Source organism: Saccharopolyspora ipomoeae, assembly GCF_029952525.1.
In the GTDB taxonomy this organism is placed as follows: Bacteria; Actinomycetota; Actinomycetes; order Mycobacteriales; family Pseudonocardiaceae; genus Saccharopolyspora; species Saccharopolyspora ipomoeae.
Map to the genome: position 1 here is coordinate 32,869 of NZ_JASAOF010000024.1, position 20,534 is coordinate 53,402.

The window sequence follows — 20,534 nt, forward strand, 5'->3', positions numbered from 1 at the left end:
AGACGCGACCCACTGCGGATACGTTTCGCAAGGCAGGGGAAATTTCGTCCGAAATTGGCACCCTCCACAACGCAAGAAAACCACGAAAAAAGCCAATTTCGGACGAAATTGCCCCTCAGCGCCCACCCAAAGCACCCCGCGAAGCGCCCCAAGAGACCCCGAGGGGTGGGACAGTTTTCATGAAAACTTCCCCACCCCACCCGCAAGACGAAACCCCAAAACCCCAGATCAACCACGTAGAAGACCTCAAGATCCACCCACCGAGAGACTCCCGTGGGGTGGGACAGTTTTCATGAAAACTTCCCCACCCCACGGGGTTCTTCAGGATCGCTTCGCGGGGTCGAGCTGCTTGCGTGCGGAGTGGCAATTTCTCCTGAAATTGGCTTCGTCTTGGGGTTCCCTCGCGTTGTGGGGTCTGCCAATTTCAGGAGAAATTCCCACTGCCTTTCGAAACGTATCCGTAGTGGGTTTCTTTTACTGAAGTTCGGGTTCTCTGAGGCCCAGGCGTTCTGTCACCTCGTGCGCCATCGCGATCGCGTACGACTGACCCCGGTCCTGGGGGTAGATCTGGGACATCGTGGCCAGGGTGACCCCGGGCAGGTGCGTGGTGTGCGGGGGGATCAGGGACCGGTAGGTCGGAGTCACGATGGGCTGGGCGAAACCGGCCTTGGAGAAGTGCCAGTTCCGGATCCAGGAGCGGTCGAAGTCGGGGTTGAGCCGTTTCAGCCAGGGCACGTACTGGTCGAGCAGGTCCGCCGGGTCGGTGGTGAACCGCCAGTCGTCGCGCGGCACGTAGTTGCCGACGTAGACGACGTGGTTCCCCCCGTACTCCTGCCGGTCGACCATGTTGGTGTGCTCGACGACCGCCAGGAACGGGAACTCCGGGTCGTTGATGTTGAGCCAGTAGTACGGGATGACGCTGCGGTCGAGCTCCAGGACGAAGCAGGTCGCGCCGAGGTACTGGTTGCGCCAGAGCACGTCGTCGGACTCGATGTCGGCGGCCTTGGCGAACGCGGGCTGCGGAACCGTGACGATGAGCCGGTCGAACTCGTACTCGCTCCCATCACCGGCCCTGACCAGCACTTCCTCCCCGGGCTGGGCGATCGACGACACCGGTTTGCCGAACTCGATCTTCCCGCCGCGCTCGCTCACCGCCTCGGCCAGCGCCCGGTACACCTGCTCGAAACCGCCGTGCACGTACCCGAGTTCGAACGTCCGGCAGTGGATCCGGGCCCACAGCCACGCCATCGAGATCTCCTCGGCGTGCTCGCCGAACTTCCCCTGCAGCAAGGGCTCCCAGATCTTCGAGGTCACCTTCGGCCCCGCCCACCGGCGCATCCAGTCCAACGCCCGCACCTCGTTGAACCGGGCGCCGTCGCGGATCACCTTGAGCGCGGCCGAGGACGCGCCGAACCGGAACCGGTCGATCATCGAGAACTCGGGGAACTTCAGCATCTCCACCGGCGTGCCGAAGTCGTGCAGCTTCCCGTCCAGGTAGATCCCGGTGGTGGGCTTGTGGAACCGCAGCTTGTCCCGCAGCCCGAGCTCCTCGATGAGCTCGATCATCGCGGTGTCGCTGGCGAAGCTGTGGTGGTAGAAGCGCTCCAGCGGGGTGCCGCCGACCTGGAGGGAGGCCGCGAGCCCGCCGAGTTCGTCGGAGGCTTCCAGCACCGTCACGTCGTGTCCGGCGCGCACCGCGTCGAAGGCCGCGGTCAGGCCGGTGGCGCCGGCGCCGACGATCCCCACTCTCATCCGAAACTCCACCTCTTGTTGATCGTGTACTGGAACAGCAGGACGACGGGCAGGCTGGCGAGCTTGACGAGGTTGGCGTCGACGCCGAGCCCGGTCGAGAACGCCGCGAGCAGCAGGAACGTGAGCACGATCCCGGCGATTCCCACCGCGTAGAAGCGCAGGAACCGCACCAGGATCCGGTCGGTCTTGCGGAAGTTGAACACCGAGTTGAGCACGAAGTTGTTGGTGATCCCGGCGGTCGTGCTGAGCGCGTTGGCGACCTGGTGGTGCACGCCGACGTAGTTGAACAGCACCAGGAACAGCAGGTAGTCGAGCAGCACGCCGCTGCCGCCGATCACCGCGTAGAGCAGCAGTTCCCGGCTGATCAGCCGGGGGCGCGGCTCAAGCTTGGTCATGCCGGATCACATCCCGGACGATGTAGAGGGGGCGTTGCTGCACTTCGTGGTAGATGCGGCCGATGTAGCTGCCGATGACCCCCAGCGACAGCATCTGCAGACCGCCCAGGAACAGCATCACGACCATCAGCATCGTCCACCCGGACACGGTGATCTCGGGGAAGAACAGCCGCAGCGTTACCGAGTAGATGATCCCCGCGAGCGCCAGCGCGAGACTCGCGAACCCCATCCGGGTGATGAGCTTGAGCGGGACGGTGGAGAACCCGGTGACGCCGTCGGCGGCCAGCCGCAGCATCTTGCGCATCGGGTACTTGGTCTCGCCCGCCACGCGCTCGTCGCGGTCGAAGAGCAGTTCCTGCTGCTCGAAGCCCATCGAGGCGACCATGCCGCGGATGAACCGGCTGCGTTCGCGGAAGCTGCGGAGCTCGTCGGCGGCGCGCTTGTCGAGGAGCCGGAAATCGCCGGTGTCGACGGGGATGTCGACCTCGGCGCAGCTGCGCAGCAGCCGGTAGTAGGCGTGCGCGGTGAACCGCTTGAACGGGGTGTCGCGGCGGGTCCGGCGCCGCGCCTGCACGACCTCCGCCCCGGCCAGCCACGCGTCGATCATCTCGAGGCTGACCTTCGGCGGGTCCTGCAGGTCGGTGTCCATCACGATCACCGCATCGCCGGTGGCGAGGTCGAGCCCGGCGGTGATGGCGATCTGGTGGCCGAAGTTGCGCGCGAAGTCGACGACCCGCACCCGCGGATCGTTCTTGGCGATGTCCCGCAGGATGCGCAGCGATCCGTCGGCGGAACCGTCGTTGACGTAGACGAACTCGTAGTCGAACTCGGGCCGCCCGGCGACGGTGGAGGTCAGTTCGGCGTGGAAGTGCTTGATGCCCTCGGCCTCGTTGTAGACGGGAAGGACGTAGGAGATCAGCTGCCCGGTCTCGGTCTCGTGCCGCTGCTTCTGCTGCGGCACCGGTATCCCGACCTCGTGACGAATCGCGTCGGACATGGTCACTCCCCTCGCCAACCCCACCGCGGCTCGTCAACGCGTTGGACGTCGAATCGGTTGCCCGGGTAGGGGTATTCCACCTCGAACAGGTGTCCCCACTCGGAGTAATCGGGTGTTTTCTCTTCTCCGTTGAGCCTTGTCGGGATCTCTTTTTGGACACCGACGTCGCGGACCCCGGCGAACGCCCCGCCGATGCCGCGTTCGAACGCGGCGGTCCCGCCGAAGCCCATCGAGTTCGGCGGCGTCACCAGGTAGGCGGGCGGTTCGACCAGGCCGTCCTGGACCTTCGGCAGGTCCCGCAGGCACGGCGCGTTCCAGGTCATGGACCAGTCGACGTAGGTCGGGGCCTTTCCGCGCATGTACTCGGTCAGCGGGATGACCTGCCGGATCCGGGGGCCGCTGACCGCGACCCAACCGGCCGGGTCGGTGGTGCCGTCGAGCGCGGTGATGCGGACCCGGTCGGCGCCGGGCGGGATCTGCGCGGGGGAGAGGTGCAGGTCGCGCCAGCCGGGGTGGTCCTGCGGCTCGTCCTCGATGACGTGATCGGTCGGGTAGGTCTCGCGCTCGTCGGCGTCGCGCCAGGTGTCGTCGAGGACGACTTCGCGGGTGCCGCCGGGCCCGGAGAACTCCAGGGCGACGCGGTTGCCGTCGCCGCTGCGCCCGGCGACGCCGACGGCCAGCTCCTGGTCCTCGGCGAGCGCGGGCAGCGGGAACCATCCGGTGGTGACGGTGCCGGTGTTGATCTGCCCGCCGGTCAGGCTGCCCCACACCGGGGCGCCTTCGGGCGGGGTGAACCCCGGTGCGAACCCGGTGCCCTCGGTGAACCCGGCCATCTCGGCTCCGTCGCCGCCGCGCAGCGGGGCGAGGTCCGGGGTGACGACGATCTTGTCGGCGATGCCGCAGCTGCCGCCGCGCACCGCGTCGAGGCCCTGGCCGCCGATCGAGTAGGCGTCGTGGCCCTGCCGGATCGGTGCCACCGCGAACGAGCCGAGCACGATCGTCACCGCCACCCCCATCGCCGTGACGCAGACCAGTGCGGGCGTGCGGATCAACGCCTGGCGCATCCGGTCGTCCCGTCGCCGGACCAGCGCGGATCCGGCCATCAGCAGCCCGGCGATCAGCAGCCAGCACAGCGGGTTGTTCAGCGGCCGGACCGGGCCTTCGCCCCAGGGCACCCCGTACTGGGAGTGCAGGAACCAGTTGTTCTTGCCGGAGAAGACCAGCGCCGCAGTGCCCCCGGCGAGCGCGGTGGTCACCAGCGCGGCGACGAGCACCACCCGGTCCCGGCTCGCGGTGGCCGCGGTGATCCCGATCACCACCGCCCCAGCGGCCAGCGTAGCGGCTCCCACTCCTGCGAGCGCGCCGAAGTAGTGCGTCCACTTCGACGGCGTCAAGGTCATCACACCCACGCTCACCAGCAAGGAAGCAGCCGGCACGTGCACCAACCACAATCCGTCACCCCCGTCACCCGATCGAACACCCCGGTTTTCGTCGGGGGGAGAACTGCGGTGCCCGACCCGGGAGCGGAGGAGGACGACGAGCGTGTAGGCGGCGAGGAGGAGGGTGAGCAGGACCGCTGCTCTGCGGGCGATGTCGCCTTGCAGGTCGAAGCCGAGGAGGTACTGGTAGCGGGTGATCTCCTGGAACCAGGGGACGTTCGGGCCGTAGTAGCCGTGCAGGTCGGTGGCCTTGGCGGTGGTGAACACCGATTGGTCGGCGAACATCGCGACCAGGCCGACCGAGGCGATGCCCGCCATCACCGCGAGGACCGCCGGGCCCGCCATCCGCCAGAGGCGCGGGGCCAGGACCAGGAACGGGGCCACGGCGGTGAGGCCCATCGGGTTGATCGCGATCGACAGGCCCGCGCACAGGGCTGCCACGCCGAGCCAGAGCCGCCGCTCGGTGCGGGCGGCCTGCAGAACAGCGGCGAGGACGGCCGTGAGGCCGAGCGCCTCGAACGCCTCCGGGCGGACGCCCATGCCGAACGGCAGCCACCAGCCCAGGAACGCGATCACGGCCACCGCGCGGACCAGCGGACGGCGGTGCCTGCCGGGCAGGGCCGCGCCGAGCACGCCGCGGCTGAGGACCAGCCAGGTCAGCAGCGCCGCGAGGATGCTGGGAACGCGCATGGCCAGCGGGTTCTGGTTCCACTCGGCGACCGGCAGCAGCAGCTGCTGGACCAGCGTGAACGGGGCCTCGGAGGCGTTCTCCCAGCGGTAGTAGTTGCCGATGTCGCCGGTGTTGAGCCCGTTCTGCACGGTCACCGACGCGAACGAGTCGTCCGGCGAGTTCGGCCCCAGCAGCCACCACCCGGCGAGCACGGCCAGCACCACCAGGTCGAAGCCGTAGCCGATCAACCGGTGGAGCGGGCGCTGGACCGGGCGCTCGACGTCGCGGCGCCGTCCGCGGTCCAGCACCGCCAGGACCGCGAACCCGGCCGCCGCCAGCAGCAGCTGAAAGCCGATGAGCAGCAGCTTCCCCTGCGTCGGGGACGTCGCGAACCAGTTCGCGGTGACCACGTCGACCCGCGTCCCGTCCGCTTCGGCGGGGGAGAGGTCGGTGGCGAAGGCGACGATGTCGCGGACCCCGGCGGGCACCGAGGCCGTCCGGTCGCCGATGCGAACCGTCGAGCCGGACGGGCCGCCGTCGACGGCCACGTCGCAGGCCCCCGCGACCGGGGCGCCCGCGATGGGGGCGCGCAGCGCCTCGACCCCGGCGACCAGGACGATCACGTGGTCCTGCGCGGTGGTGACCGCGAAACCCTCGGTGGGCTGGCCGGGCGGCCGCGAGGACACCAGCGTCGTCGGCGCACCCCGGTCCTGACCGGCGCGAACCACCTCGCACGGAACCCGGACGTGGACCTGGTCCGGGTGGTACGGGACGACGAACGCGAGCGTGGACTCCGGCTGCTGACCGGCCTGCGGCCACGTGACGGTGACCCGCTCGCCGATCACCGGCGCGAACGGCACGACCAGCGCGGCCAGCACCGCGAGGACGCCGAAGAGCAGACCCGCGACCTGCGCGAAGCGGCGGCGCGGTGCGAGTGCTGCGGGTGCGGGCGGTGAGGCGTCCGCGGTTCGCTCCATCCCGTCCAGCACCGTTCCCCCAGCTCAGCTACGTTCAGCGGGTGGGCCTGATTCCGGCCCCGGGAAGGTCAGTTTCAGGCATCCCGCCGTCTCCCGCATGCACGATCACCCCTGATCGAACGGGTAGTCACCGTCCCCATCGGCGCCGCTGACGCGTTCCCGCTGGCGAGTCGTGGTGTAGGCGTCGTGCTCGCGGTCGTAGCGGACCGCGAGCAGGTGACCCCAGCTGTAGCCCGGCGTCCCGCGCAGCCGGGTGGGCAGCTCCATCCGCTGCGAGACCATCGGCACCCCGGCGAACACGCCGCCGAGCTCGGCGTCGTAGGCCATCGAGTACTCGCCCTCCGGCGGCGTGATCAGCATCCGCGGGGTCGCCGCGACACCGTGCCCGACCTGCGGGTAGTCGCTGCGGCAGGGGAACACGAAGCTCATCGGCCAGTCGATGAGCACCGGTCCCTGCGCGTCCAGCGCCTGCCGCAGCCCCACCACGTCGCGCACCACCGGGCCGCTGATGCTCAGCCAGCCCTGCCGGTCGGTGCTGCGGTCCGTGGCCAGCACGCGAACCCGGTCGGCGCCGGCCGGGATGTCGCCGGGCTCGACGGTCAGCGAGCGCCAGGCGGTGAAGTCGCGCCAGTCGTCCTCGCGGCCGTGCCGGGGGTCCTTGAACGGCAGGTCGGTCGGCGGCGGGTCGCGCAGCACCTCGCGCCCCAGCGGGCGCTGCCCGGCGGCGAACTCCAGCGTCAGGGTGTTGCCCTGCTCCGGGCGGCCCGACACCCACAGCGACAGGGTCTGCTCGGCGCCGACCTCCGGGAGTCCGAACCACGGGGTGATCAGCGATCCGGTGTTCTGCGGCCCGCCGGTCCGGCTGGTCCAGGCGAAGTCGCTGGCGCTGCGGGCGGTGGGCTCGTCGCCGCGCGGGTCGTCCGGATCGGCCGGTTCCGGCCGCTGCAGCGGGCCGCCGCGATCCTCCAGCCGCAGGTCCGGTTCCTGCGGCGGGGCTCCGCCGGCGGTGAACCCGTCCAGCTCGCCGGTGGCGCCGGGGTCGAGGGGGCGGAGGGATTCGGCGACCGGCAGGGCCTGCACCTCGTCCTCCAGGCCGCAGCTGGTGGCCTCGTGGCTGAGCCGGTTCATCCGGGCCACCGAGAACCGGTCGCCCATCGTCTCCGGCACCGACAGGAACGATCCCAGCAGCACCAGGGCCATCGCCAGCGACGAACCCGCCAGCACCGACGCCGGTGCGACCGTCCACATCAGACCGCCCAGCGGCCGCGACCGCAGCCGCATCCGGATCAGCAGCGCGACCAGCGTGAGCAGGCCGGCCACGAGCCCGACGAGCATCCAGAGCACCGGGCTGTCCAGCGGCACGTCCGGCCGCACCGGGGTGTCCGACCACGGCATCGCCAGGTTCGACTGCCACGGCCACGCGTTCGGGCCCATGAACGCCAGCCCCGCCGCGACCGAGGCCGCGATCGTCCCGAACACGCCCAGCAGCCGCGCCTCCCGCTGCGCGTCGGGGAGCTTGCCGACGCGCACCAGCAGCACCGCGGTCACCGCCACCAGCGCCGGGCCGACGCCGATCAGCGCGCCGAAGTGGTGCGTCCACTTCGACGGGGTCAGCCACAGCGCCGCCAGCACCGAGGCGACCGAACCCAGCAGCAGCGGCAGCTCCGGCATGTCGACCGACCGGTGCAGCCGCCGCATCGCGCAGGCCGCGCTGATCAGCACCGCCGTGATCACCAGGAACACCACCAGCCGCTTGCTCGCGGTGCCCCACATGGTGGTGCCCAGCAGCTTCGCGTAGCGGTCGATCTCCTGGTACCAGCCCAGGCTCGGCCCGAACTCGTCGTGCACCCTGGTCGCGCCCAGCACGCCGTTGAGCGACGAGTCGGCGAACATCGCCACCAGACCGACCGACCCCAGGCCCGCCAGCAGCGCGACCCGCGTCGGCACCAGCACCCAGCGCGGCAGGGCCCCCGGCCGCATCAGCAGCGCGGCGATGCGCGGGGCGAAGACCAGCACCATCAGCAGCGCGCTCACCCCGGTCGGCGTGATCGACACCGTCAACCCGCAGGCCAGCGCGGCCACGCCCAGCCAGCCGAACGGCGCGGAGCTGCGCGAGGCCAGCAGCAGCGACGCCACCAGGATCGAGGTGCCCAGCGCCAGGAACGGCTCCGGGCGGATGCCCAGGCCGTACGGCAGCCAGCAGGCCAGGAAGAGCACGGCCGAGACCAGGTGCACCGGCAGCCTGCGGCTGTTCCGGCAGAGCGGGGCGACGATGCCGCGACTGACCAGCAGCCAGGTCAGGAACCCGGCGATCGCGCTGGGCATCCGCAGCCAGAACGGGTCCAGCCCGTCCGCCGACCACCAGCGCATGAAGTGCTGCACCAGCGTGAACGGCGCCTCGGAGGCGTTGAACCAGCGGTAGTAGTTGCCGATGTCGCCGGACTCGGCGTAGTTGCGGACCGTCATCATCGCGAAGCCGTCGTCGTCGGTGAGCGGGCCGACGAACAGCCACGTCCAGATCACCGCCGCCACCCCGGCGTCCACCGGCCACAGCAGCGGGCGCACCCGGAACCGGCCCAGCACCGGCGGGGTGTGGGCGAACAGCAGCAGCAACGAGCAGACCGCCAGCAGCAGCGACGCCTCGATCAGGCTCCGCTTGGTCTCGGTGGGCGCGGTGTCGGCCCACGAGTAGGTGCGCGCGGTGACCGAGAACCCGCGCAGCTGCTCGCCTTCCAGCGCCGTGGCGAGGGTGAACACCTCCGGCGCGGGCACGCCCGGCAGGGCGATCGGCGCGCGCCCGGCCGGTTCGACGACCGAGTTCATCCCGTCGCCGCGCACCGTCAGCCCGCACGTCCCGGCGGGCAGCCGGACCTCGCGCTCGCCCAGCAGCAGCCGCGGCTCACCGTCCTCCGTGGACAAAGTCAGGCCTTCGCGGTCGCTGCCCGGCGGCAGCGTGCTCAGCACCGTCGTCGGCTCCGGGCGGGCTTGGGCGGCGCGCATCGTCGCGCACGGCACCGTCGCGCGGAACTCCGCCGGCCGGTAGGGCGTGAGGAACGCCGTCGTCGTGGGGTTCTCGCCGGCCCCGGTCGGCGTCCGCACATCAGCCTGCGTTCGCACGTCAGCCGGCCAGTGCACCTCGGTGCGGTCCAGCAGCACCGGCGCGAGCGGCAGGGCGAGCGCGCAGCACAGGCCAGCGATCCCCAGGCAGAGCGCGACGACGTGCGCCAGCCACCGGCCCAGGCGCGAACGCCGAGGCCCCTCGTCGTGGTGCGGTTCGGCGGCCGGTTCGGCGGCGGCGGTGTCCGTCAGGTACTTCACGCTGGGGATCTCCCGGGATGCCGGTGGAAGAACTGCGTTGAGCCTCTTGCAGTTTCACGAGTTCCGCCCCCGGCCGGGTTGTCCGACACGCCGGAAGGCGTCCGACGAGACGTCAGTGGGACTTGCGTGCGATCGCCATGAGATGAGGGCTCGCACCCAGCAGCTCCGGCACCGACTCGACGCGGCGGATCGCCTTGAGCACCGCGTCCCGGTGCCTGGGATCGGCGAGCCTGCGGGTGTCGGTCGCCCACGCCGCCGCGCTCTCCACCGCCACCAGCTCGATCGCCCGGAAGCCCGCGTCGGCGACCTCGTCGCGCAGGTCGGAGGGCCGGTGGAAGTAGGTCAGGGTGAACCAGCGCGGGTGCTCGCCCGGATCGGTGTTGCGGTGCAGGCCGTCGTCCAGCACGCCCTCGACCAGCCCCTGGAAGTCCTCGTCGCCGATGTCGCCCACCGCCACCCCGTCGAACGTCGAGGCGTACCGCGACACCGCGGCCGCCAGCAGCACCCCGCCCGGCTTGAGCACCCGGTGCGCCTCGCGCAGCGCCCGCAACCGGTCGGCGCGCTCCAGCAGGTGGTACAGCGGGCCGAGCAGCAGCACCGCGTCGGCGGTGCTGTCCTCGAAGGACAGGTCGCGGGCGTCGCCGACCGCGCAGCTCGCCAGCGGCGCCGCAGGCTGGGCCGCTGAGGCCTCCGCGGCGGCCGTCACGTGCGGCTCCCACGCGTCGACCAGGTGCACCGCGTAGCCGTCGCGGGCCAGCGGCAGGGCGTAGGCGCCCTCCGCGCCGCCGATGTCGTAGACGACACCCGGCGCGGGCGGCAGGTGCCTGCCCAGCAGGTCCGCGGTGCGCAGCGCTTCCAGATATCCCCAGGTGCTCAGGCGATCCCGTTCCGGACCGAGCCGGTAGTACTCGGCGATGGCCGTCTCGAAGTCGTCCACGAGGGATGAGGCTACTGCCGGTGTCCAGTCGCCCACGTGCGGTACCGGTGAACCCGCCGGAGATGGGCCGAACGGGCGAAAAACGCGGTGTTCCCGGACTGCTCGCGAAACCTGGCAACGGGCTCGCGCGTCTCACGGACGTTCCGTGGGTCCCCCGGAACTTGAGGGCAGGCGGAGGACCCACGGACGCGGATGCCTGGGGAACCCCACTTCTCCGGGCATCCGCGCTTCCTGACGGAAGCCTGGCAGGCGTCGCGAGCCCGCACAATGACAGATCGCCGCGCAGGGCCGAAACGTTGCCCGCCGATGACAACAACTTATCCCAAAGCGGGAACGCGGCGGTGGCGGTCGGGGAGGGGAGAACGGGCCGAAGACGAGAACGGGGCCGCCGGGAAGCACCCGACGGCCCCGCTGAGCTCACCCGATCAGAACGGCAGCTTCTTGAAGATGAAACGCGGGACGTGCTTGAGCACGAACATCACCCAGCGCATCTGGCCGGGCGCGTAGACCTCTTCCTTGCCCTTGCGAACGCCGTCGATGATCGCCGCGGCGACCTGGTCCGGGGTCTGCGACATGGGCGGCGGCTTCATGCCCGCGGTCAGCTTCGTGTGCACGAAGTTCGGGCGGATCACGGTGACCTTCACACCGTGCTCCTCCAGCGCGTAGGTCAGCCCGGTGTAGAAGATGTCCAGGCCGCCCTTCGACGAGCCGTAGACGAAGTTCGAGCGGCGAGCGCGCTCACCGGCCGGGGACGCCATCACCGCGATGCTGCCGTGGCCCTGCTTCTTGAGCTTGTTGGCCAGCAGCACGCCGAGGCCCACCGGGGCCACGTAGTTGATGTCGGCGACCGCGCGGGCGGCCTCGAAGTCCGTCCAGCCCTTCTCGTTGTCGCCCTGGATGCCGAAGGCGATCAGGGTGACGTCGACGTCGCCGTCGGCGAAGGCCTTGTCGATGACCTCGGCGTGCGTCTCCGGCTTGCGGGCGTCGAAGTGCAGGATCGACACCGTGCTGCCCGTCTTGCGCAGCTCCTCGGCCGCGGCGTTGAGGCGCTCCGACTCCTCGGGGCGGTCGGCCAGCACGATCCGCAGCGGCTGCGCCTGCGCGTACTGCTTCGCGGTGGTCAGCGCGATGTCCGAGGTGCCGCCCAGCACCAGCAGCGATTGGGGGTTGCCAACAGCGTCGATCACAGCTCAAGCCTCCGGCTCATGTCTGAGGCGAATTTGCCTTCGGGGTCAATGGTCTTGCGGATCTTGGAGAACTCTTCCGCCCGCGGGTACATCTTGTGGAAGTTCTCGGCCGTCGTGCGCGAGTCCTTCGCCGTGTACAGCCGGCCGCCGAGGCCCATGATGTCCTCGTCCAGCTCCTGGCAGAAGCGGCCCAGACCGTCCACGATCGGGAAGTCCAGGCACACCAGCCAGCCGGGGTGCGGGTAGGACAGCGGGGCGCGGTTGCCCTCGCCCATCTTCTTGATGACGTTCAGGAACGACACGTGGCCGGAGTTCGCGACCTTGCGGATGATCCGCTTCAGGTCCTCGTCCTTGCCGTACGGCAGCGAGAACTGGTACTGCAGGAAGCCCTGCGAACCGTACGCGCGGCTCCACTCGCCGATCAGGTCCAGCGGGTGGTAGAAGGCGGTCAGGTTCTGGATCAGGTCCCGGCCGCGCTTCGGCGTCTTCATGTAGTACAGCTCACCGATCGTGCCGAACGTGAGCTTGTTCGCCAGCCGCGGCGGGAAGATGTCCGGCAGCGTCAGCAGCTGCGGCGCGTCGAACTTCAGCGGGTCGGCCCGCAGCTTCGGCGGCAGCTGGTCCAGCGTCGCCAGCGAACCGCGGCCGAACGCGCCCCGGCCCAGCTTCGGGCCCGTCGACATCGAGTCGAACCACGCCGACGAGTACGTGTACTTGTCGTCCGAACCGTCGTTGAACAGCTCGATCGTCTCGTCGAGGTTCGCCGTCCGGTCGGCGTCGGCGATGAAGTACGCCGTCTCCGTCCGGGTCATCCGGATCGACGCCCGCAGGATGATGCCGGTCAGGCCGATGCCGGCCACCGTCGCCCAGAACAGATCGGCGTCCGGGCCGTTCGGCGTGATCGTGCGGATCTCGCCGTCCGCGGTCAGCAGATCCATCGCCACCACGTGGTTGCCGAAGCTGCCCGCCGAGTGGTGGTTCTTGCCGTGGATGTCGTTGGCGATCGCGCCACCGACCGTGACCTGCCGAGTACCCGGCAGAACCGGGACCCACAGGCCGTACGGCAGCGCGGCCTTCATCAGCTCTTCCAGGCTCACGCCCGCGTCGACGTCGACGATGGCGGTGTCCGGGTTGATGTCGTGAACGCGGTTCAGCGCGGTCATGTCGACGACCACGCCACCGGCGTTCTGCGCGACGTCGCCGTAGCTGCGGCCCAAGCCGCGGGCGATGACGCCCCGCTCGTCGGCGGTGCGCACCGCCTCGGCGATGGCGTCGACGTCGGTCGTGCTGAGCACGCGCGCCCGGGACGGCGCGGTTCGTGCCCAACCGGTCAGCGTGCGGTACTCCATTGCTGCGGTCACAGGCCCAGCCTTCGCGAAAGGTCGAGTTGATTCATCTGCACGTGTGCGACGTGCTCGAACTTGGTGATCTCCAGGAGACCGTCAGGCGATTCCAGCCGGCCGACGGTCGTCCAGGACAGCTCCGAGGGTGCACTCCCGAGCGTGCGGACGCGGACCTCACCGTCCGCTACGAGCAGACCCGGCGACCGGAGCGGACCGCCGAAGCCTCCCTGCCAGTGGTGGTCGGCGGACGCACCGACAACGGCCCTGGTCGGCGCCGTGCGCGCCCGGCCTCTCGGTGTCAGCGAGTCGTCCTTTACCGATCCCACCCAGCCGAGTCTATCCGCGCATCGGGTTGTTCTACCGCCGGGTACGAGCGGTCCCCGGCGATGCGCGAAGCGTCATCGCTACACTCGCGGGGGACGTGTCTACCGCTGTCCGGGCAACCTGGACGCGGACGGTCCTGGGCGTCCGGTCCTGCCGTCGTTGCTTGAAGGTGAACCTGTGACAGTGGCCGAAACCGCAACCGAACCCAAGAAGCTGGGGGTCTTCAACCAGCTTGTCCGCTTCATCGCAATCGGTGGCGGTTGCGCGATCATCGACTTCGGCACGTACTCGCTGATGCTGGGCGTGCTCGGGTGGCCGTTCTGGTTGTCGCGAGGCATCAGCTTCATCCTCGGTACCTCGGCGTCCTACGTCATCAACCGCAAGTTGACGTTCCAAGGCGCCAACACCGGCAACACCAAGGCCAAGGCCGGGGCGTTCGCCCTGGTGTACATCGTCACGTTCTTCGTGAACTGGGGCACCAACCAGCTGCTGGTCGTCTGGACCGGGGCGGACGAGCCGTGGCTCGTCACCGTCTGCTGGGTCGTCGGCCAGGGCCTCGGGACGCTGATCAACTTCGTGATGCTGAAGTGGGTCGTCTTCCGGGAGTGAAACCTGAGGTTTTCGGGGCGCTCGGCCGGGACGGTCGGGCGCCCCTTTTCGTGGGTGGGGTGGGGAAGTTTTCATGAAAACTGCGCCACCTCGTGGGGTTCTTCGGGGGCGCTTCGCGGGGTCCTTCTGCGGGGGTGCGGAGTGGCAATTTCGCCAGAAATTGGCTTCGTTCCGTGTTCTTCTTGCGTTGTGGGGGTTGCCAATTTCAGGCGAAATTTCCACTGCCTTTCGAAACGTACCCGTAGTGGGTCGCTTCTACTGAAGCTTGGGTCGCCTTGGTGGCGTTCGTTTCGAAACGTATTCGTAGTGGGTTGCTTCTACTGAAGCTTGGGTCGCTTCGGTCGCGGTTGTTGCTAAACGTAGACGCGCCCACCAAGCCCCAAGACCTGGTGAGCGCGCCTGGCGTTCCCTTACTGGTCTGACTCCTCCGGGGCTTCGAAGCCCTTGACGTCGTTCCTGTCGTCGGAGCTGGGGACGTCGCCCGGGAGTTGCAGGGTCTTCGGGAGGGGTCCCGGGGACCACCTGCCCCAGTGGGTTTCCGTGTGGACGTCCATCGCCGTCTGGGCCGGGACCGCGTCCTGGTCGTACGGGTCGACCGCGTAGAGGGAGCCCCAGTCCCGGTGGATGTTGTTCTTCATGTAGGTCGGGAGCTCGCGCATGCTCGTGGCGACGTTGAGCCAGCCGAACGGGCCGCCCGCGTCCGGCGAGGACCAGCCCTGGCCGATGTCCCGCACCTCCGCGCCCGCGGCGACCCGGAACTTCGGGATCTCCGCGACGCCGTGGTGCACGCCCGGGAGCTGCAAGCACGGGTGGACCAGGGCCGCCGTCCACTCCACGAACGTGGGCTGGTCGCCGACGAAGTCGGTCATGTTCACCAGCTGCGGGGCTCGGGGGGCGCTGACCGCGACCCAGCCGTTCGGGCCCAGGGCGTTGTCGACCGCGACCACGCGCATCTTGGTGGCGCCTTCGGACTTGCCGCCCAGGGTGTAGCGGAAGTCCCGCCAGCTCGGGGCGCCCTGCTGCACCACGTACTTGCGCTCGGTGATGAGGAAGCCGTTGGGCGTGTCGTGGCCGAACTCCAGCGCCACCGAGTTGGCGCCCAGCTCCGAGCCCGCCAGCGACAGGACCACCGGCACCTCGCCCTTCTGGGCGCGCTCCGGCAGGTCGTACCACTGGGTGCGCAGCTCACCGGTGCCCACGCCCGCGGTGTCGTAGCTGCCCCAGACCGGGGCGTTGTCGTTGCCGAACTGGTGCGGGGGCTTCCAGTTGGGTTCCTGCGGGTCCGTGCCGTCGCCCGGGGGCAGGCCCGGCCGGTTGAAGCCCTGCAGCTTGGCCTTCATGTACTGCTGGGCGTCTTCCTTGTCCTGCAGGCGCTTCGGCGGGACCCCGATGTTCTCGTCCTCCGACGGGGCCGCCACCGAGGGCTGGTCACCCGACACGCGCAGCATCCCCGACTGGGGATTGGTCTCCACGTAGATGTAGTCCGAGAGGCCGCAGCTGCTTCCCACGACCTGCTTGATGTTGTCCGCGCCGAGGCTGTAGCTGCCCCACTGCTTCTGGATCACCTTGCCGAAGTTCGCCAGCTCGAACAGCACCAGCAGGGCGCAGATGATCGACAGCGGGGCCGTGCCCATCCGCAGGGCCCGGCTGCGGCCCTCCTCGCGGTTGAACCGCTCGTCGACGACCTTCGGGTTGTGCTCGTCGATGCGCAGGTGCTCGATGAACGCCACGACCATGGCGATGAACGCGATGATCAGCAGCACCGTGCTCAAGTGCCTGCCCAGGAACTGCGGCGGCATGTTGTACCAGGGCACGCCCCAGCCCGAGACGTACCACCAGGCGTTCGGGCCGGTGGCGGCGAAGGCCAGGATCACCATCAGGCCCGCGAAGAACACGGCCCGGTTGCGCTTCGACCGCAGCACCGTGCTGCTCGTGGCCAGCGCCGTCAGCGCCGCCAGCGCACCGCCCGTGGCGGCGAAGATGCCGAAGTGGTGCGACCACTTGGTGGGGGTCAGCACCAGCACGGCGAACGACATGGCGCTGATCGCCAGCAGACGGCGGCTCGGGCCCAGCGCCGCACCCCGGATCCGGCCGCGGCGCAGCAGCACCACCGCGCACGTCGCCAGGCACAGGATCACCAGCAGCACCGGGAAGCGCCGCGTCATCGACCCGTCCGCCGTGGGGCTGAACAGCAGGTTGTAGCGGCTCAGCTCCTCGTACCAGCTCTGGCTCGGACCGATGTCGGTGCGCAGCTCGGTCGCGTCCATCACCGACTGCCACGTCTGGTCGGCGAACACCAACGTCAAGATCACGAACCCGGACGAGGCGATCGGCGCCAGCACCGGCAGCCAGCCGAACTCCATCGCCCGCTTGCGGACGAGCCGGAACAGCGGCTTGAGCGCCGCCACGAACGGCAGCACCGACACCATGCCGTGCGGGTTCGCACCCACCGACAGCGCCGCCACGACCAGGCCCAGCGCGGCCGGCATCAACCGGTCCGTGGCCACCGCGCGCTCCACCGCGCACAGCGCCAGCAGCGAGAACAGCACCACGACCGGCTCGGGACGCAGACCGTTGTCGTAGGGCAGCCAGAACGCCAGGAACACCGCGGCCGCGGCCCAGCCGGCGGCGTTGGAGCGCCGCACCTGCTGGCCGAGCCTCGGCAGCACCTCGCGGGAGATCAGCAGCCAGCTGATGATGCCCATCAGCAGCGCGGGCAGCCGCACCCACGGCGTCGCCGTGGAGACCTGCACCCACAGCGAGTAGACCTCGTAGAACCAGCCGAACGGCGCCTCCGGGACACCGAACCAGCGGTAGTAGTTGCTGATGTAGCCGAAGCTCTCGCGCGTCCGCGCGATGTTCAGGATGTAGCCGTCGTCCGAGGTCATCGCACCGATGACCCACCACACCAGCAGCGAACCGATCACCGCGATGTCCCGGAACGTCGGCTTCCACCAGCCGACGGCCAGCCACTTCGGAGGACGGCGGCCCGCGCGCACGTCCAGGCGCCGCAGGCACACCACCGAGCCGATGAACGCCAGCACCGCCAGCGCCATCGCCGCCAGCTTCAGCGGCGTCGCCTGGCTCTCGTAGCGGGTGTCCACCCGCGCCTCGAACGACAGACCGTTCACGTCGTCGCGCTGGTCGTCGATGCCGGAGTAGATGCCCGTCAGCTGCGGACGCTGGTCACCGCGCATGTTCGCGATCGACTGGTCGCCGACGCTGGCGGTGCTGCCGTAGCCGTCCGAGTGCAGCGAGATCGAGCAGTCGCCCGCCGGGATCGGGGCCGTGCCCACCTGCTGGCCCTTGGTCAGCAGCGTCAGCTGGCCGTTGTCGACCTGCAGCGTCAGGCCCGTCAGCGTGCCGTAGTCCGACGACGGCGGGTTGGTGCTCAGCAGCACGCCCGGGCCCGTCGTGCGCGCGTCGAGGCTGCGCGCCGAGGTGCACGGCACCTCCGCCTTCAGCCACAGCGGCGAGTAGCCCACCAGCGGGGCCGACACCGACTTCGTCCCCTCCGACGTCGGCCACTTCAAGGTGGTGATGTCGTGGTTGACGGGGAGGAACGGAACCGCCAGCGCGAGGACCGTGCCCAGCAGGCCCAGAACGGAGGCGAAGAGCTTCAACCGCTTGGCCGACGGTCGAGCGCGGTCGGTCCCGTTGTCTGCCGAAGGGTCGTCCGTTCGGCGGCTGTCATCCTGGCCACTGAGCACGAAGGGAGAATAGTAGTTGCTGGTCCGAGCGCTTTCGCGGCATTCCGGCGATGTGCGAATCGACACCAGCGGTAACGCCGTGAGCTGCGAACTCAGTTCGATCTCAGGCGCGTCTAAGCGTTTCGTGATCTTCCGGTTATCGAGTCCCCGTGAAGCCCGTGTGAAAAAGTCGAGCGGCCGTCGCAGAACCGACGACCGCTCGATCCGCTGATCCGATCAGCGGCGGAAGAACCGCTCCTTGCGCCCCTGGATCACCAGCCGCAGCCACTCCCGGAACGCCTTCGGGTCCTTGCGCTGCACCACGAAGTACAGGCCGAACCGGATCACCTCGAGCGCGCCGATCTTGCGCATGCCCGGCTGCGAGAGCAGGTAACCGCGGTTGCGGTAGGTGTAGTAGCGCTTGTTGTCGTCCGAGGGGTCCTGCGCGTGGAACCGGCCGCCCAGCATCGGCTTGAACTCCGCCGACCCGTCCGGGTGCAGGAACTTCGTGCGGAACGTGGTGCCGAACGGCAGGCCCGAGCGCACCAGGCGGCGGTGGATCTCCACCTCGTCGCCGCGGAAGAACAGCCGGTAGTCCGGTACGCCCACCACGTCCAGCGTGCTCGCCCGGAACAGCGCGCCGTTGAACAGCGAGGCGATTCCCGGCAGGAACTCCTCCGGCAGCTCGCTGACCTTGCGCTTCCAGGTCAGGCCGCGACGCAGCGGGAACGCCAGGGTGTCCGGGGTGTCGATGTTGACCACCACCGGCGACACCGCGGCCAGCCGGCGCTTCTCGGCGACCTCCAGCAGCGTCGACAGCGCGTGCTCGTCGGCCGGGCGGCCGTCGTCGTCACCCAGCCACACCCACTCCGCGCCCAGCGACAGCGCCGTCAGCATGCCCAGCGCGAAGCCGCCGGCACCGCCGAGGTTGCGCTGCGAGGCGATGTAGGTGGAGGGCACCGGGCAGTCGTCGACCACGTCGGAGGCCGACTGGTCGGGACCGTTGTCGACCACGACCAGGTGGTCCGGCAGCCGCGTCTGGCTCGCGATGACCTTCAAGGACTCGGCCAGCAGCTCGCGACGGTGCCTGGTGACGATGACCGCGACTACGGATCCGGCGGGCAGCTGCTGTGCGGAGTCGGTGCTCATGAGCCTTCTTTGCTCCCGATCGTGGCCCGGGATTCGCCGATCCGGGCCAGGGTTTCCTCACTCAGGTTGTTGAAGGGGTCGTACCCCTTGTAGTGCGTCAAGACCTCGCGCAGCGAGCCCTCTTCGCGAATACCGCCCTTGTCCATCCAGATCGCGGTGCTGCACAGCTCGACGAGGAATTCATCGGAGTGGGAGGCGAAGACAAGCATGCCGGACCGCTTCACGAGGTCGTTGAGGCGGTCCCGCGCCTTCTCCAGGAACTCCGCGTCGACCGCGCCGATGCCCTCGTCCAGGATCAGGATCTCGGGGTCGATCGAGGTCACGACGCCCAGCGCGAGCCGGACCCGCATACCGGTGGAGTAGGTGCGCAACGGCATCGCCAGGTAGTCACCCAGCTCGGTGAACTCGGCGATGTCGTCGATCCGCTTCTCCATCTCCCTGCGGGACATGCCCAGGAAGAGGCCGCGGATGATGATGTTCTCGTAGCCGGAGATCTCCGGGTCCATGCCCACGCCGAGGTCGAACACCGGCGCGACCTTGCCGACCACGCGGGAGCTGCCCCGGGTGGGCTCGTAGATGCCCGACAACAGCCGCAGCAGCGTGGACTTGCCCGCCCCGTTGTGGCCGACCAGGGCGACCCGGTCACCCTCGCGCAGCGAGATGTTGATGTCGTGCAGCGCTTCGATGACCGGCACCCGGCTGTCGGTGCCGATCTTGCCCCCGGCCCGGCCGAGCACGGCCTTCTTCAGCGAGCGGGACTTCGCGTCGAAGATCGGGAAGTCGACCGCCGCGTTCCAGACGTCGATGCTGACCATGATTGTTCGGCCTCACTCAGACCCAGTAGGAGACACGGGCACGGTAGTTGCGCAGCACGATCAGCGCCAAAGCCCAACCCACGACGGTGATCACGCCGCACACCAGCCAGTGGTGCCAGGCGATCGGCGTGCCGAGCATCGGCTGCCGGATGATCTCCAGGAAGTGCATGAACGGGTTGATCTCGGCGAGCTTGGCTCGCTCGGCGATCGCGGGGTTCGGGTTCGTCTTGAACTGGTCGTAGTTCCACACGATCGGCGTCATGAAGAACATCAGCTGCACGATGCTCTGCGTCACCGGCGGGATGTCGCGGAAGCGGGTGGAGATGGTGCCGACGACCAGGATCACCCACGCGCCGTTCATCGCGATGAGCATGAAGGCCGGGACGGCCAGCAGCACCGTCCAGCTCAGCGGGTGCGGGAAGACCACGATCAGCACGAAGTAGACGACGAGGTTGTGCGCGAAGAACAGCATCTGCCGCCACAGCAGCCGCAGCACGTGGATGCTGACCGGCGCCGGGAGCTGCTTGATCAGGCCCTCGTTGGAGATGAAGACCTCGGAGCCCTCGTTGACGCAGTTGCCGATGAAGCCCCACACGATGAATCCCACCGCGAGGTAGGGGAGGTGCTCCGCCAGCGGCTGCTCGAACAGCTGCGAGTACAGCAGACCCAGTGCGGTGACCGTGACCGCCATGCTGATGGTGATCCACAGCGGGCCGATGACCGAGCGCCGGTAGCGCTGCTTGATGTCCTGCCAGCCCAGATGAGCCCACAGCTGTCGCTGGCTGAGGGCGTCACTGATGTCCTTGAACGCTTTTCGCCAGGACCGCGGCGAGTTCTCGGAAGGCGCCGGAGGTCGGTCTAGCGTGCTCGTAGCATGCACGAGCGAAAGAGTACCGACCACGGCTGCGCACTTTCGGGCTGGGCATCACTCGA

At 69.2% G+C, this 20,534-nt stretch carries 14 protein-coding genes; 1 reads left to right on the forward strand and 13 read right to left on the reverse strand.

The window, feature by feature from the left end; all coding sequences use genetic code 11:
* Positions 1 to 474 precede the first annotated feature (474 nt).
* The 9 genes from QFW96_RS25795 to QFW96_RS25835 all read right to left on the reverse strand — a co-directional run bounded on the left by QFW96_RS25795 (position 475) and on the right by QFW96_RS25835 (position 13,341).
* A complete protein-coding gene (locus tag QFW96_RS25795) occupies positions 475 to 1,752 on the reverse strand; it encodes an NAD(P)/FAD-dependent oxidoreductase (RefSeq protein WP_281458320.1) in 1,278 nt (425 codons plus the stop codon).
* On the reverse strand, positions 1,749 to 2,147 hold the full coding sequence (locus QFW96_RS25800) for a GtrA family protein (protein ID WP_281458321.1): 399 nt from the start codon (positions 2,145 to 2,147) through the stop codon (positions 1,749 to 1,751). Before QFW96_RS25800 ends, QFW96_RS25795 begins: the two co-directional genes overlap by 4 nt.
* Positions 2,134 to 3,144 (reverse strand): glycosyltransferase, encoded by a 1,011-nt coding sequence (locus QFW96_RS25805; protein ID WP_281458322.1) that lies wholly within the window; start codon positions 3,142 to 3,144, stop codon positions 2,134 to 2,136. The genes QFW96_RS25800 and QFW96_RS25805 overlap by 14 nt, the downstream gene beginning before the upstream one ends.
* A 2-nt stretch (positions 3,145 to 3,146) precedes the next feature.
* Positions 3,147 to 6,230: an arabinosyltransferase domain-containing protein gene (locus tag QFW96_RS25810; RefSeq protein WP_281458323.1), complete on the reverse strand. Its 3,084-nt coding sequence runs from the start codon at positions 6,228 to 6,230 to the stop codon at positions 3,147 to 3,149.
* Positions 6,231 to 6,335: 105 nt separating this feature from the next.
* Positions 6,336 to 9,548 (reverse strand): arabinosyltransferase domain-containing protein, encoded by a 3,213-nt coding sequence (locus QFW96_RS25815; RefSeq protein WP_281458324.1) that lies wholly within the window; start codon positions 9,546 to 9,548, stop codon positions 6,336 to 6,338.
* 112 nt (positions 9,549 to 9,660) lie between these two features.
* Positions 9,661 to 10,485, reverse strand: a complete 825-nt coding sequence (locus tag QFW96_RS25820; RefSeq protein WP_281458325.1) for a class I SAM-dependent methyltransferase — start codon at positions 10,483 to 10,485, stop codon at positions 9,661 to 9,663.
* 425 nt (positions 10,486 to 10,910) lie between these two features.
* The gene (gene dprE2 / locus QFW96_RS25825) at positions 10,911 to 11,672 is read right to left on the reverse strand and encodes a decaprenylphospho-beta-D-erythro-pentofuranosid-2-ulose 2-reductase (RefSeq protein ID WP_093423073.1); all 762 of its coding nucleotides are present in this window, start codon (positions 11,670 to 11,672) and stop codon (positions 10,911 to 10,913) included.
* Positions 11,669 to 13,021 (reverse strand): decaprenylphosphoryl-beta-D-ribose oxidase, encoded by a 1,353-nt coding sequence (gene dprE1 / locus QFW96_RS25830; RefSeq protein WP_281458372.1) that lies wholly within the window; start codon positions 13,019 to 13,021, stop codon positions 11,669 to 11,671. The genes dprE2 and dprE1 overlap by 4 nt, the downstream gene beginning before the upstream one ends.
* 8 nt (positions 13,022 to 13,029) lie before the next feature.
* Entirely contained in the window at positions 13,030 to 13,341 is a 312-nt protein-coding gene (locus QFW96_RS25835; protein WP_281458326.1) for a hypothetical protein, read from the reverse strand.
* A 181-nt stretch (positions 13,342 to 13,522) separates the two neighbouring features.
* On the opposite strand from QFW96_RS25835, the gene QFW96_RS25840 reads away from it, so the two are divergent.
* Positions 13,523 to 13,948, forward strand: a complete 426-nt coding sequence (locus QFW96_RS25840; protein ID WP_281458327.1) for a GtrA family protein — start codon at positions 13,523 to 13,525, stop codon at positions 13,946 to 13,948.
* A 410-nt stretch (positions 13,949 to 14,358) separates the two neighbouring features.
* On the opposite strand, the gene QFW96_RS25845 is transcribed toward QFW96_RS25840, so the two are convergent.
* The 4 genes from QFW96_RS25845 to wzm form a co-directional block, all read right to left on the reverse strand.
* Positions 14,359 to 17,658, reverse strand: a complete 3,300-nt coding sequence (locus QFW96_RS25845) for an arabinosyltransferase domain-containing protein (protein WP_281458328.1) — start codon at positions 17,656 to 17,658, stop codon at positions 14,359 to 14,361.
* 216 nt (positions 17,659 to 17,874) lie between these two features.
* Complete coding sequence (glfT1, locus tag QFW96_RS25850) at positions 17,875 to 18,786, reverse strand: galactofuranosyltransferase GlfT1 (protein WP_281458329.1); 912 nt, start codon at positions 18,784 to 18,786, stop codon at positions 17,875 to 17,877.
* Complete coding sequence (gene wzt / locus QFW96_RS25855) at positions 18,783 to 19,601, reverse strand: galactan export ABC transporter ATP-binding subunit Wzt/RfbE (RefSeq protein ID WP_281458330.1); 819 nt, start codon at positions 19,599 to 19,601, stop codon at positions 18,783 to 18,785. Before wzt ends, glfT1 begins: the two co-directional genes overlap by 4 nt.
* A gap of 16 nt (positions 19,602 to 19,617) precedes the next feature.
* Positions 19,618 to 20,481 carry a galactan export ABC transporter permease subunit Wzm/RfbD gene (wzm, locus tag QFW96_RS25860; RefSeq protein ID WP_281458331.1) on the reverse strand — a complete coding sequence of 288 codons (864 nt, stop codon included), beginning with the start codon at positions 20,479 to 20,481 and terminating at the stop codon, positions 19,618 to 19,620.
* Positions 20,482 to 20,534: the final 53 nt, after the last annotated feature.